At 68.9% G+C, this 13,700-nt stretch carries 12 protein-coding genes; 5 read left to right on the forward strand and 7 right to left on the reverse strand.

Annotated elements, in window-relative coordinates:
* Positions 1-179: 179 nt before the first annotated feature.
* The 3 genes from KNO15_RS04760 to KNO15_RS04770 all read left to right on the forward strand — a co-directional run bounded on the left by KNO15_RS04760 (position 180) and on the right by KNO15_RS04770 (position 2,656).
* Positions 180-1,607, forward strand: a complete 1,428-nt coding sequence (locus KNO15_RS04760; protein ID WP_241702688.1) for a DHA2 family efflux MFS transporter permease subunit — start codon at positions 180-182, stop codon at positions 1,605-1,607.
* A gap of 123 nt (positions 1,608-1,730) precedes the next feature.
* Positions 1,731-2,300, forward strand: coding sequence for a peroxidase-related enzyme (locus KNO15_RS04765; protein ID WP_241702281.1), 570 nt, complete (start codon positions 1,731-1,733; stop codon positions 2,298-2,300).
* The gene (locus KNO15_RS04770) at positions 2,297-2,656 is read left to right on the forward strand and encodes a hypothetical protein (protein WP_241702282.1); all 360 of its coding nucleotides are present in this window, start codon (positions 2,297-2,299) and stop codon (positions 2,654-2,656) included. Before KNO15_RS04765 ends, KNO15_RS04770 begins: the two co-directional genes overlap by 4 nt.
* Positions 2,657-2,673: 17 nt before the next feature.
* Here the strand turns inward: KNO15_RS04770 and KNO15_RS04775 are convergent, their stop codons facing one another.
* Positions 2,674-3,159: a hypothetical protein gene (locus tag KNO15_RS04775; protein ID WP_241702283.1), complete on the reverse strand. Its 486-nt coding sequence runs from the start codon at positions 3,157-3,159 to the stop codon at positions 2,674-2,676.
* 166 nt (positions 3,160-3,325) lie between these two features.
* On the opposite strand from KNO15_RS04775, the gene KNO15_RS04780 reads away from it, so the two are divergent.
* Positions 3,326-3,682: a DUF488 domain-containing protein gene (locus tag KNO15_RS04780; protein WP_242599104.1), complete on the forward strand. Its 357-nt coding sequence runs from the start codon at positions 3,326-3,328 to the stop codon at positions 3,680-3,682.
* Between the two features lie 36 nt (positions 3,683-3,718).
* Here the strand turns inward: KNO15_RS04780 and aceB are convergent, their stop codons facing one another.
* Positions 3,719-5,365: a malate synthase A gene (gene aceB, locus KNO15_RS04785; RefSeq protein ID WP_241702284.1), complete on the reverse strand. Its 1,647-nt coding sequence runs from the start codon at positions 5,363-5,365 to the stop codon at positions 3,719-3,721.
* A gap of 137 nt (positions 5,366-5,502) precedes the next feature.
* A complete protein-coding gene (gene aceA, locus KNO15_RS04790; protein WP_241702285.1) occupies positions 5,503-6,810 on the reverse strand; it encodes an isocitrate lyase in 1,308 nt (435 codons plus the stop codon).
* A 132-nt stretch (positions 6,811-6,942) separates the two neighbouring features.
* On the opposite strand from aceA, the gene KNO15_RS04795 reads away from it, so the two are divergent.
* Positions 6,943-8,415 carry a helix-turn-helix transcriptional regulator gene (locus KNO15_RS04795; protein ID WP_241702286.1) on the forward strand — a complete coding sequence of 491 codons (1,473 nt, stop codon included), beginning with the start codon at positions 6,943-6,945 and terminating at the stop codon, positions 8,413-8,415.
* An 86-nt stretch (positions 8,416-8,501) separates the two neighbouring features.
* Here KNO15_RS04795 and KNO15_RS04800 read toward each other — a convergent pair whose 3' ends face one another.
* The 4 genes from KNO15_RS04800 to KNO15_RS04815 all read right to left on the reverse strand — a co-directional run bounded on the left by KNO15_RS04800 (position 8,502) and on the right by KNO15_RS04815 (position 13,647).
* Positions 8,502-10,430, reverse strand: coding sequence for a cellulase family glycosylhydrolase (locus KNO15_RS04800; protein ID WP_241702287.1), 1,929 nt, complete (start codon positions 10,428-10,430; stop codon positions 8,502-8,504).
* A gap of 23 nt (positions 10,431-10,453) precedes the next feature.
* Positions 10,454-11,293, reverse strand: coding sequence for a carbohydrate ABC transporter permease (locus KNO15_RS04805; protein WP_241702288.1), 840 nt, complete (start codon positions 11,291-11,293; stop codon positions 10,454-10,456).
* The gene (locus tag KNO15_RS04810; protein ID WP_241702289.1) at positions 11,286-12,269 is read right to left on the reverse strand and encodes a carbohydrate ABC transporter permease; all 984 of its coding nucleotides are present in this window, start codon (positions 12,267-12,269) and stop codon (positions 11,286-11,288) included. Before KNO15_RS04810 ends, KNO15_RS04805 begins: the two co-directional genes overlap by 8 nt.
* Before the next feature lie 73 nt (positions 12,270-12,342).
* Positions 12,343-13,647: an ABC transporter substrate-binding protein gene (locus KNO15_RS04815; protein WP_241702290.1), complete on the reverse strand. Its 1,305-nt coding sequence runs from the start codon at positions 13,645-13,647 to the stop codon at positions 12,343-12,345.
* Between the last annotated feature and the right edge of the window lie 53 nt (positions 13,648-13,700).

Consider the following 13,700-nt stretch of genomic DNA (forward strand, 5'->3'; position numbering starts at 1 on the left):
ACCCGTTCGCAACCCCCGATGTCGGTCGTCATCGATAGGGTGATCCGGTGACTGAGAAGACCTCACCTGCGCCCGCCGACGCCTTCGACGCCGCCGCGCTCGATCAGTCCTCGGGGGACAAGAACGGCGAAAAGAACGGCAACGCCGACTCGACCGACCGGGCGACGGAACGCCCGCGCATCGCACCGCGCGATCAGCGCGTGATCTGGCTGCTGCTCGCCGCCACGTTCGTCGTGATCCTCAACGAGACGATCATGAGCGTCGCGCTCCCGAAGCTCATGGACGATCTCCACATCGACGCGCTCGCCGCGCAGTGGCTCTCGACGGCGTTCATGCTCACGATGGCGGTCGTCATCCCGATGACCGGATTCCTGCTCCAGCGCTTCACGACCAGGCAGGTCTTCATCGCCGCCATGTCGCTGTTCTCGCTCGGCACGCTCGTGGCCGCGCTCGCGCCCGGCTTCGGGCTGCTCGTCGCCGCCCGCGTCATCCAGGCGTGCGGCACGGCGATCATGCTTCCGCTGCTGATGACCACGCTGATGACGCTCGTGCCGCCGGCGCTGCGCGGTCGCACCATGGGCAACGTCTCGATCGTGATCTCGGTCGCACCGGCCATCGGCCCGACCATCTCGGGCGTCATCCTCAACTTCCTGGCGTGGCGGTGGATCTTCCTGATCGTGCTCCCGATCGCCCTGGTGATGCTGCTCATCGGCATCCGCTTCGTCGAGAACGTGACCGAGACCGAGAAGAGCCGGATCGACGTGCTCTCGGTGATCCTCGCGGCGTTCGGCTTCGGCGGCCTGGTCTACGGGCTGACGCTGAGCGGCGAGACCGGTGCGGCCGCTGCAGGCAGCGAGATCATGCTCTGGGGGTCGCTCGCGGTGGGCGTCCTCTCGCTGGCGGCATTCATCACGCGACAGCTCCTCCTGCAGCGCACCGACCGGGCTCTGCTCGACCTGCGCACCTTCCGCAGCCCGATCTTCACGGTCGCCATCGTGATGATGGCGGTCACCACGGCCTCCCTGTTCGGCGTGATCATCGTCCTGCCGCTCTACCTGCAGCACGTGCTGCACCTGGATGTGCTCGGCACGGGCCTCCTGTTGCTGCCGGGCGGGCTCGTGATGGGCCTCGCCGCTCCGTTCGTGGGCCGCCTCTACGACCGGTTCGGTCCGCGCGTCCTCGTCGTGCCCGGCGCCCTCCTGGTCAGCCTGGTGATGTGGTCGCTCACGATGGTGACCGAGACCACGCCGGTCTACCTGGTCCTCATCGCCCACATCACGATGAGCCTCGGACTGGCGCTCATGTTCACGCCGCTCTTCACCGCAGGGCTCGGCGCGGTCCCCCCGCACCTGTACTCGCACGGCAGCGCGATCGTCGGCACCATCCAGCAGGTCGGCGGCGCCGCGGGCACCGCGCTGCTCGTGGCGGTGCTCTCGGCGCAAACGGCGGCTCTCGCGGCGGGCGGTGCGACGCTCGACGCGGCGACGGCAGGCGGCATCCGCACGGCGTTCCTCGCGGCGGCGATCATCTCGCTGTTCGGGGTCGTCGGGTCGTTCTTCATCTCGAAGCCGGCCGATGCACCCTCGGAGGCTGCGTTCGCGCACTGATCGATCGCATCGCCACGAACGTCCCGGGCGCCGAGCAGGTCGTGCTCGGCGCCCCCTGGCACCCGATGCTGCGCGGTGGCACGATGAGTCCCGCGCAGGATGCGACGATGCGAGGAGGAAGCGATGGCCATCATCCAGACCGTCGACCCCGGTGAGGCGACCGGAGCCGTCGCGGAGATCTACGCCAAGGACGAGCGGGACCTCGGCTATGTGGCCGAATACACGCGCGTGATGGCCGCCAATCCCGAGGCGTACCAGGCATGGGAGCAGCTGATCAGGGCCATCGTGTCGCAGCTCGGCGTCCGACGGTACGAGCTCGTCACGCTCGCCGCTGCAGAAGGCACGCACTCCCAGCACTGCCGCCTCGCGCACGGGCGCAAGACGCTCGCGGTCATGGACGCCGACGCGGTGGAGGCCATCGCCCGCGACTACCGCAACGCCGGACTCAGCGACGCGGAGGTCGCGATGATGGAGTACGCCGAGCGCATCAGCACCGACGCGGCCTCCATGACGGAGGCCGACTCGCAGCGGCTCCGCGACCTCGGGTTCACCGATCGCGAGATCGTCGACATCACTCTCGCGGCCGCCGCCCGCAACTACTTCAGCCGCGCCATCCAGGCGCTCGGCGTCTCGGTGGAGGTCCCTCCCGGACTCAGCGACAGCCTCCGGAGCGCGCTGCTGGCGCCGCTGTGACCGCCACCGACGTCCCTCCGGGCGGCCCCGCGCCGATCGAGCGCGCCATCGTGCAGGACGTGATGCTCGCCAACCCGCGCCCGGTGGGCCGCATCCAGACCCGCCGAATCACCATGCAGCCGAACGTCGCGGGCGGCCTGCACCTCCACAACGGCCCGGTCGTCGGCTCGATCGAGCGCGGTTCGGCGATCTACCAGGTCGAAGGGGGCGCCGAGCACACCCTGGAGGTCGGCGACACCTTCTACGAAGAGGAGGGCACCCGGATCGCCCGGTTCGACGCCGGCCCCGACGGCGTCGTGTTCCTCGCCCACTTCCCCGTGGCGACGCACGAAGAACCGACCCTCACGATGCTGTAGGAGGCACGCGGTGTCCGTCAGCCGGCCCGGCGCAGAACCATGTGCGCGTCTGCCGACCAACGCTGGTCCAGATTGTCCGTGAAACCGATCGAGAGCACTCGATACCCCTCGGTACGCGTGTACGGACGAAGCATCCGGCCATGCTCGTTCGCCTCGACAGCGAACTCCCACTCGCCGTTCGCGAGTTCGACGAAGAACTCGCCGGGCGGCAGCACCTCGAAGTGGATCTCACTCGCGATCTGCTTCTTGTGTATCTTCGCGACGATCGACACGTTGTGGAACGTCGAGACCGATCGATTGCTCACCACGACGCCGAATGCGAGCGGCACCGCATTCCGGTCGGAGACCGCCCAGGCCGACAGCTTCGACGCCTGAGCCTTCGCCTCCCGGTTCTCCTCGGCCGCGCGACGCCGGCGGTCGACCAGGAGCTGAGCTCCGGCGAAGCCGACGGCTGCCGTCGTTATCCACGTCGGGATGTCTCCCGCCCAGATCGGCCAACTCATCAGACCTCCGTGTCGTCGCCATCGGTTCCCCGATCGTCCTGCACAGAAACGTAGCATTAACAATGTCTCTCCACGACCCACTGTGCGCGCCGCACCGCGCGACTACGCTGCCGGTGAGACGACCGCCGGTCGCGGTCGATCGCCGCTCACGCTGGAGGAGGCACCCATGGTGTTCGTCGTCAAGCGCGTCTATGACGCGCCCGCGGTCGAGGACGGTTTCCGCGTGCTCGTCGACCGGCTCTGGCCGCGCGGGCTCACGAAGGAGAAGGCGAAGATCGACCTGTGGCTCAAGGAGGTCGCCCCGTCCACCGAGCTGCGGCGCTGGTTCCATCACGAGGCGCCGTTGTTCGACGAGTTCACGCAGCGGTACGACGCGGAGCTCGACGCGAACCCCGGGCCTGTCGACCAGCTGCGGGAGCTCGGCCGGACGCATCCCGTCGTCACGCTCCTGGTCGGCGCGCGCGACCCCGAACTGAATCAGGGGGTGGTGCTCGAGAGGTATCTCGAGCGCCACCCCCGGTGACGGCAACCACAGCCGTCGGCGCCGACCACGCCCGGTTCAGACGGCCGGCGCCAGCTCCTCCGCGCGCTCCTCGTCCACGAGGAAGCGGGTGTAGGCGGGGATCGTCAGGAACGTCGGGAACTCCTGCGCGAGCGAGACCTCCCGCAGCAGCTCGGCGGCGTCGTCGAAACGCTCGTCGACGCCGGCGGTGCGAGCCGCCGCGATGAGTCGGCTGCGCTCCTCCTCCAGCACACCGGCGACGAGCGACCGGTCGACCGGGGTGCCCTCGTCGGTCACCACGCGGTTCTCGATCCACTGACGCAGGAGCGAGCGGGAGATCTCGGCGGTCGCCGCGTCCTCCATCAGCCCGTCGATCGCGACGGCGCCTGTGCCCCGCAGCCAGGCCTCGATGTAGCGCAGCGCGACCGAGACGTTCGACTGGACGCCGGCATCGGTCACGGAACCGCCGGCCGAGCTGATGTCGAGGAGGTCGTCCGCGGTGACGTGGACGTCGTCTCGCAGCCGGTCGACCTGGTTCGGCCGGTCGCCGAGCACGGCGTCGAACTCGGCGAGCGCCGTGGGGATGAGGTCGGGATGCGCGACCCAGGTGCCGTCGAAGCCGTCGCCGGCCTCTCTGCGCTTGTCGTCGGCGACCTGAGCGAGCGCGCGCTCGGTGGCCTCGGCATCGCGCCGGTTGGGGATGAAGGCGCTCATGCCGCCGATGGCGTGGGCGCCGCGCTTGTGGCAGGTCGCCACCAGCAGCTCGGTGTACGCGCGCATGAACGGCACGGTCATCGTGATCCCGCGACGGTCGCCGAACGCGAAGCGCCGTCCGCGGCCGAGGAAGGTCTTGATGATCGAGAAGATGTAGTCCCAGCGCCCGGCGTTCAGCCCGGCGCAGTGGTCGCGCAGCTCGTAGAGGATCTCCTCCATCTCGAACGCGGCCGGGATGGTCTCGATGAGGACCGTCGCCCGCACCGTGCCCACCGGCGTCCCGATGCGCTGCTGGGCGAACACGAAGATGTCGTTCCACAGCCGCGCCTCCAGATGCGACTCCAGCTTCGGGAGGTAGAAGTACGGACCGCGGCCGGACGCGACCAGCTCGGCCGCGTTGTGCCAGAAGTAGAGGCCGAAGTCGGTGAGGGAGGCGCTCGCCGGCGCGGTGCGGCCCGCACGGTCGGTGAACGCCAGGTGCTTCTCGACCAAGTGCCAGCCGCGGGGGCGCATCACGATCGTCGGCGTGTGCTCATGAGGCGTGGTGACCCGGTACTCCTTGCCCTCCGGGCTGGTGAACGCGAGCCTCCCGCGGACGGCGTCGTGCAGGGTGTGCTGGCCGCCGACGATGTTCGTCCAGGTCGGGCTGGTGGCGTCCTCCAGGTCGGCGAGCCAGACCCGAGCACCCGAGTTGAGGGCGTTGATGGCCATCTTCGGGTCGGTCGGCCCGGTGATCTCCACGCGCCGGTCCTCCAGGCCGGGGCCGGCACCCGCGACGCGCCAGGTCGGGTCGTCGCGGACGGCCTCGGTCGTGCTCAGGAACTTGGGGTCGCGCCCGTTGTCGGCCTCCGACCGACGGCGCTGGCGCTCCAGCAGGAGCTCCTGACGCCGGGCGGCGAACGCCTGGTGCAGGTGGTCGACAAAGGCGAGAGCCTCCGGGGTCAGGATGTCGTCGGCCCCGTCGACGCGGGGTCCGGTGATCTCGATCATGGTCGTGTCCTTTCGCTGATCCCCAGCCATCGCTTCCTCACTTTCTCCCGCCTCACGCGGCGTGTCGGCGGGAGGAAGTGAGGAAGCGATGGCTGGGGTGCGGGGGGTCGGGGTGGGGGGTGGGGGGGTGGGGGGGGTTAGAACTGGTGCTGTTCGGTGGAACCGACGAGGGCGAGAGTGGCGCTGTCGGGGTTGAGCGCGGTCGCGATGCGGTCGAAGTAGCCGGTGCCGACCTCCCGCTGGTGGCGGGTGGCGGTGTATCCGGAGCTCTCTGAGGCGAATTCGGCCTCCTGGAGGTCCACGTACGCGCTCATCTGCCGGTCGGCGTAGTCCTTGGCGAGCGTGAACATGGAGTAGTTGAGGGCGTGGAAGCCCGCGAGGGTGATGAACTGGAAGGCGTAGCCCATGGCCGCCAGCTCGCGCTGGAAGCGGGCGATCGTGTCGTCGTCGAGGTGCTTGCGCCAGTTGAACGACGGAGAGCAGTTGTATGCCAGCTTCTTGCCGGGGAACTCGGCGTGCACCGCCTCGGCGAACCGGCGTGCGAGCTCGAGGTCGGGCTCGGCCGACTCCACCCACAGCAGGTCGGCGTAGGGCGCGTAGGCGAGGCCGCGGGCGATGACCGGCTCGATGCCGCCCCGCACCTCGTAGAAGCCCTCTGCGGTGCGGGTACCGGTGACGAACGGGCGGTCGCGCTCGTCGTGGTCGCTCGTGAGCAGCGTCGCCGCGAGCGAGTCCGTGCGGGCGATGACGATCGTCGGCACCCCGGCGACGTCGGCAGCCAGCCGGGCGGCGTTGAGGGTGCGGATGTGCTGGCCGGTCGGGATGAGCACCTTGCCGCCCATGTGGCCGCACTTCTTCTCGCTCGCCAGCTGGTCCTCCCAGTGCACGCCGGCGGCTCCCGCCTGGATCATGCCGTGCATCAGCTCGTAGGCGTTGAGCGGGCCGCCGAACCCGGCCTCGGCGTCGGCGACGATCGGGGCCATCCAGTCGGTGACGGGGCCGTCCACACCCTCGACCTGGCCGGCGCGCAACAGCGCGTTGTTGATGCGGCGCACGACGGCCGGGACCGAGTTGGCCGGGTACAGGCTCTGGTCGGGATAGGTCTGACCGGACAGGTTGGCGTCGGCGGCGACCTGCCAGCCGGAGAGGTAGATGGCCTCCAGACCGGCCCGCACCTGCTGCACGGCCTGGTTGCCGGTGAGTGCGCCGAGGGCGGCGACCCACTGCGCGTCCGGTCCGCTGCCCTCGCGCTGGATCAGCTGCCAGAGCCGCTCTGCACCGCGTCGGGCCAGGGTCTGCTCCTCGCGGACCGGCCCCCGCAGCGCCACGACGTCCTCGGCAGTGTAATCGCGGCGGATGCCGGACCAGCGCGGGTCGGCATCCCACTCGAGCCGGAGCTCGGCAGCGGTCTGCGTGGTGTCGCCGGGGCGGGCTGCGGTGTTCATGAGGACCTCCATCGGTCGGATCGGATGACACGATCGTGGCCCCGCCGCAACAGGTCTGGAGAAGATCCGTCGACAGAAATTCGCGGGTTCTTCTGTTTGCCAGAACTTCGCAGGAGTGTCACCATGGCCTGCATGACCGACACCGCTGTCCGGATCGACGACGAACCGATGGGAGCCGACGCGCTCACCCTCGGCCGGCGCGTGCGCGCGTTCCGCCTCGAGAAGACGATGACTCTGGAGGCCCTCGCCGCCGCGATCGACCGGGCGCCGTCCCAGGTGTCCGCGATCGAGAACGGCAATCGCGAGCCGCGTCTCGCCCAGCTCCGCGCCATCGCCGCTGCCCTCGGCGTGACGGTGGACGACCTCCTCGCCCCCGACGCGCCCGACGAGCGCGCAGCGCTGGAGATCGCGGTCGAGCGGGCACAGCGCGGACCCGTCTTCGGCGCCCTCGGGATCGACCCGGTGCGGGTGTCCAAGGCCGTGCCCGATGCGACGTTGCGCGCCATCCTGGCCCTTCATCAGGAGGTCGCACGCCTGCACAAGGAGCGCGCGGCGACCCCGGAAGAGGCCCGCCGCGCCAACGCGGAATTGCGGGCGACGATGCGCGCCCGCGACAACTACTTCGCCGACCTGGAGGCCATCGCCGCCGACCTCCTCGGCGCCGTCGGGCACACCGGCGGCCCGGTCTCGCACCAGACCGTCGCGGACATGGCGGACCGCCTCGGATTCTCGCTGCACTACGTCGGCGACCTGCCGCACTCGACCCGCTCGGTGACCGACAAGCGCAACGGCCGCATCTACCTGCCCACCGAGCAGTCGGCCTCCCGCGACTCCCGCTCGCCCATCCTGCAGGCCTTCGCGTCGCAGTTGCTCGGCCACGACGAGCCCGGAAATTATGCCGACTTTCTGCGGCAGCGGGTGGAGACCAACTACCTGACCGCGGCGCTGCTGCTCCCCGAGAAGGACGCGGTCGCGTTCCTGACCGAGGCCAAGAACTTCCGGCGCATCTCGATGGAGGACCTCCGCGACGCCTTCGCCGTGTCGTACGAGACCGCCTGCCACCGGTTCACCAACCTGGCGACAGCGCGGCTCGGCATCCCCGTGCACTTCATGAAGGTGCACGAGTCCGGCACGATCATCAAGGCGTACGAGAACGACTCCGTCGCCTTTCCGTCCGACGCGCTGGGCGCCATCGAGGGGACGCCGGTCTGCCGCAGCTGGACCGCGCGGACCGTTTTCGACGTGGCCGACCGGTTCAGCCCGTACTACCAGTACACCGACACCCCGCGCGGAACCTTCTGGTGCACCTCCCGCATCGAGAAGGCCAAGGAGGGCGACTACTCGGTGAGCGTCGGCGTGCCGTTCGCGCACGTGAAGTGGTTCCGTGGGCGCGAGACGACGCACCGCGCGGTCTCCCGCTGCCCGGACGAGTCGTGCTGCCGCCGGCCGTCCGGCGCGCTGGCGGAGCGCTGGGAGGGGATGGCCTGGCCGGCGGCACGCACGCCCACCTCCCTGCTCGCCGCCCTGCCCACCGGCACCTTCCCCGGCGTCGACTCGACCGAGGTCTACGACTTCCTCGAGCGCCACGCGCCCGCAACACCCTGAGCCGCCGGCCTCCCGAACGCCGAAGGGCACGTAAACGCCCCCAAGACTGCGTTTTGGGGGCGTTTACGTGCCCTTCGGCCGGGTCTCTACTCGAGCACGAGTTCGCGGATGGCCACACCGTACGGGGCGAGCGCCAGCTCGGCCGCGGGCTCTCCGCCCAGCGTGCGCAGCTCCCCCGCCGCCTGCGGCCGCAGGGTGACCGCGGTCGCGTGCTGCGAGACGAACACGACGAACCGGCGGCCGTCGTCGTGCACCAGCGTGTCGGTGAAGACGCGAGGGTCGTCCAGACGCACATCGCGCTCCACGTCGGCCAGGTCGGCGAGCGCCGTGTAGAGCTTCCAGGTGTCCTCCGGGTTCACCCGTGCCCGCGCCGACGCGAAGAACTCGATCGGATACGTGCACAGCACCGCACGGCCGGCGCCGTGCTCCTTCACGACGATCGCCGGCCGGCCGTGCGCGTCCACCGCCACCACGGTTCCGGAGGTCGCACGCACCGGGAGGAACGTCCGGCCGTTCTGGTTGCCGGCGGCAGGGAACGACAGCGTCGTGCCCGCCGTCAGACCGGCGAAGTCGTGCACGAAGCGCAGGGTCGCGACCTCGTCGGTCACCGGCTCCGCCAGGCCGTAGGACGAGGCCGGCCTGACTCCGAAGAGCGCCTCGGTGTTGGCCCACCACGGCCCGCGCTGCACGCCGCTGTCGCCGTGCGAGTACGAGGCGTAGACCGTCGCGCCGTCCCGCGCCAGATCTTCCAGCTGCAGCCAGGAGGTCGCGCACAGCTGCTTGACCGACGGCAGCAGGTACAGGCCGTAGCCGGCCGGGATCCCGCCGTCCTCGCGCTCGCGGATCACCGCGACCGGGATGTGCGCCTCGTGCGCGGCCAGGTACGACTGCTCACCGGTCAGGACGATGTGCGCACGCTCCTCCTCCTGGGTGAACGGATAGTCGGCCTCCAGGTGCGAGGGCACCACGATGGCTGCGTCGACCGGGGTGCGCTGCAGGTTCGGGAGGTCGATAGCGGCGAGATCGGCGGCGAAGCGCGCGAGCTCCCGCAGCGGCGGCTTGGGAGCGCCCGTGCGGTCGGTGATGCCGAAGTGCATCTCGAACGGGTGGTGCGAGTACGGGCGCTGGCCGGCCAGATCGTCGTAGTCGGTGTTGTTCCAGGCGATCCACCCCGTCGCGCCGGCCAGGAGGGTCGTGTACAGGAGCTGCCGGTAGTACGACGCCGCTCCCTCGTCCGAGACGAAGTCGCTGGTGAGGCCGAACTCCTCCATGATCACGGGGAGGCCGCCCACCCCCGCCAGCTCGGCGATGTAGGCCGCCTTCAGGTGCTGCCGGGTCTGGTCGGTCTCCATCCGGTAGACGTGCGGGCCGACGAAGTCCGTGTAGCGCGCGAGGTCGCGCACCGAGAAGCCGTTGTCGTGGCCGGTCGTCTCGATCCCCCAGGCGCCGTCGCCGACCGAAACCGGCTGGGTGCCGCCGCCCGCGCGCACGGCGTCGACCAGCAGGGACGCCCACGCGTCGACGATCGGGCGCGGCGCCTCGCCGCCGTAGATCGGCATCTCGTTCGTCAGCAGCCAACCGGCCACCGCCGGGTGCGCGGCGAATCGCGCCGTGAGCTCCCGCACGTACCAGGCCTGACGGCCGACGAACCAGACATCGCTGTAGAGGTCGCGCCCCTCCCTCCAGCTCGGATCCCAGTTCTCCCCCGACATGTGCCCGACCAGGAACGTGGGCACCGTCGTCATCCCCCGCTCGGTGTGCGCGTCGAGGAAGTCGGCGAAGTTGGCCACGCACTGCTCGTCGAGCGTGTCGGGGGTGGGGTGGAAGTCCGGCCAGTAGAAGAACGACCTGGTCATGTTCAGGCCGTGCTCGGCGAGCACCTGCAGCTCCTCACGGAGGATCGCGGGGTCGTAGCGCTTCCACATCAGCGGCCCCCCGGTGCGCGACCAGAAGTTCGCTCCGAGCCACACCACGGGGGCGTCGCCGACCGAGAGAACAGGGGATGGGCGATCCATGCTTCCTTCCGGGTTCCGGGATCTCACTTGACCGCGCCCGCGGTCAGGCCGGCGACGAAGTTGCGCTGCAGCAGCAGGAACGCGACGACGATCGGGATCGACACCACGAGGGAGGCCGCCATGATCTGGTTCCAGTACACGTTCGTCTGCGTCGAGTAGAGCTGCAGACCGACCGCGAGCGTCCGGTTCTCGTCGGTCGTCATCACGGAGGCGAAGAGCACCTCACCCCAACTGGTCATGAAGGAGTAGATCGCGACGGCGATGAGCCCGGGCCGGGCCGCGGGGAGCACGACGTGCCACAGCGCTCCCATCGGGCCGGAGCCGTCGACCTTCGCCGCCTCGTCGAGCTCGCGCGGGATCCCGTCGAAGTAGCCGGCGAGCATCCAGATCGAGAACGGCAGCACGAACGTGAAGTAGGTGATGATGAGGCCCCAGCGGGTCCCGACGAGCTGGATGCCGACCGCCTGATTGATGTTCACGAAGATCAGGAACAGCGGCAGCAGGAAGAGGACGCCTGGGAACATCTGCGTCGACAGCACGGTCGTCGTGAAGACGTTGCGGCCCTTGAACTTGTAGCGCGACACGGCGTACGCGGCGAAGACGGCGATCACCAGGCTGATGAGCGTCGCCGCGCTCGACACGATGAGGCTGTTGACGAAGTACGACGCCAGCGGCACGGTCGTCCACATGTCGATGAACGGCTGGAACGTGATCGTCTGCGGCCACCAGGTGAAGGCGCCCTGGACCTCCGACAGCGGCTTCATCGACGACGTCACCATCACGTACAGCGGCACGATGGTGAAGATCGTCAGGAAGACGACCACGACCCAGCGGAAGACGTGGGAAGAGCGGGTTTCACGCATCGCGGTTCCTCCGGTTGACGGCGATCAGGTAGATGCCCGTGACCACGAGCAGGAACAGCAGTAGGAGCACGCTCATGGCTGCGCCGGAGCCGAAGTTCCAGGTCAGGAACGAGGCGTTGTAGATGTGGAACGAGATGAGGTCGCCCGCCGCTGGTTGGGCCGTGCTCCCGAAGAGCACGTACGGCGTGTTGAAGTCGTTGAACGTCCAGAGGAACATCACGAGCAGCAGCACCGAGTTGACAGGGCGGAGCATCGGGAGCGTGATCGAGCGCCACTGCCGGAAAGGCTTGGCCCCGTCCACCGCCGACGCCTCGTAGACCTCCGACGAGATCGACTGGAGGCCCGCCATCAGCATCAGGAAGGCGAACGGCCACAGCCTCCAGATGGCGACGATGACGATGGCCCAGAACGCGTTCGGCCCGATCAGCCAGAACGGCTTGTCGCCGGGGAGCCCCAGGTTGTCGTAGAGGAAGTGGTTGATCGCTCCCGTGTCCTTCTGGAACATGAACTTCCACGTGATGATGCCGGCGTAGAGCGGCAGCGCGTACGGCACGAGGAACAGCGTACGGAAGAGCGCGCGACCGCGGAAGCGGCCCTGCAGGGCCACGGCGGCCGCCATCCCCAGCACCCAGGAGAGCCCCACCACGAGGATGGTGAAGCCGACCGTCACGAGGAACGACTGCAGCAGCCCGGCGCCGACCGATCCGTTGAAGTCGAGCGCGACCTGGTAGTTCTTGAGACCGACGAATGGGGCCTCGCTCCAGTTCGCGATGAAGAACTTGGTGAGCTGCAGGAAGCTGATCCAGATGCCGGTGAGCATCGGGACAACGTGGATGAGCAGCTCGAACACGACGGCCGGTGCGAGCAGCAGGAACGGCAGCCACCAGCCCTTGGGGCGTTTGCGTCTGGGTGCGGGCGGCGCCGGAGCCGGTTTCTGCGTGGCCGCCGGTCCGCGGACGTCTGTCGTCGTCGACATGGGTCTCCTTCAGGTGGTACGTGCTCGCCGGGCGGGATCGGCCTCCCGCCCGGCGAGCGTGTCGTTCAGAGCGTCAGCCGCCGATCGACTGCTTGACCTGGTCCTGCGCGGTCTGCAGCGCCGACTTGATGTCGGAGTCGGAGACCGTGCCGCCCGTGGCGATCTTGGCGAACATGTCGTTCATCGCCTTGCCGACGGTGTTCTCGAACTGGTCCTCGGCCGGCACCAGCGGCAGAGGCTTGGACATCTCGTTGTAGATCTTCTGGAACGTGGCGGCCTCGTCCGCGTTGTCGGTGAAGTTCGGCTTGGCGCCGTTCAGCACCGGCAGCGTCGCGTACGGCTTGCCGAGCGTGGACTGCACCGACTCGCTCGTCATGTACTTGACGAACTCGAGGGCGGCGTCCTTGTTCTTGGTGTTCTTGAAGATCGACAGGTTGATGCCGGCGACATGGCTCGCGACCGGCTTGCCGCCCTCGGGCGACGGGAACGGCACGACTCCGTACGCGTCGGACTTCATGCCGTTGGCGTTGATCGACGAGTCGGCGTTGTTCTGGCTGAGGATCATCGCGACCTTGCCGGTGGCGAAGTCGTTGACCGCCTGCACCCCGTTGTCGTACTGGGCGTTGGAGGCGTTGACGACCTTGTCGGTCTGCATGAGGTCGAGATACCGCTTGATGCCGTCGATGTTCGCCTGGCTGGTGAACGTCGGGTTGCCCTTGCCGTCGAACCACTCGCCGCCGTTCTGCGCCGAGTTGATGAACGCGAAGTGCGCGTTCTCGGTGTAGCTGCCGGCCGCGAGCGAGAAGCCGTACTGGGTGCCGGTGGTCAGCTTCTTGGCGTCGGTGACCAGCTCCTCCCAGTTGGTCGGCGGCTGCACACCGGCGTCGGTGAACATCTTCTTGTTGTAGTAGAGGCCGTACGCGAGACCGTAGAGCGGGACGCTGGTGGGCGTCTTGCCCGCGGCGCCTCCGGTGTCGAGGGCGGTCTTCACGAACTTGTCGCTGCCTCCGATGGCCTTCATCTCGCTGTCGCCGAAGGGCAGGAAGGCGCCGGTCGCCTGCAGGGAGGCGGCCCAGGTGTTGCCGATGTTCAGCACGTCGGGGCCCTGCCCGGAGGTGACGGCCGTCTGGATGCGCGTCTGCAGATCGTTCCAGCCGATGACCTCGAGCTTGACCTTCACGCCGGTCTTCTTGGTGAAGTCGTCCAAGACCGGGGTGAGGACCTGCTTGTCGTTGTCGAGGCTGGTCCCCTGGTTGCTGGCCCAGTAGGTGATGGTCGACCCGCTGGCCGACGATGTCGAACCATTGCTGCTGCAGCCTGCCGCCACGAGCGAGATCGTGGCCGCCAGCGCTGCCGCGGCGATGACGCGTTTCCTCATTGTGACTCCTTCGTCTCTTGATGGGCGCTTCGCCGCTCCCGTCCCCGGGGAGC

The sequence above is a fragment of the Leifsonia shinshuensis genome (assembly GCF_022606355.1).
GTDB lineage: Bacteria > Actinomycetota > Actinomycetes > Actinomycetales > Microbacteriaceae > Leifsonia > Leifsonia shinshuensis_B.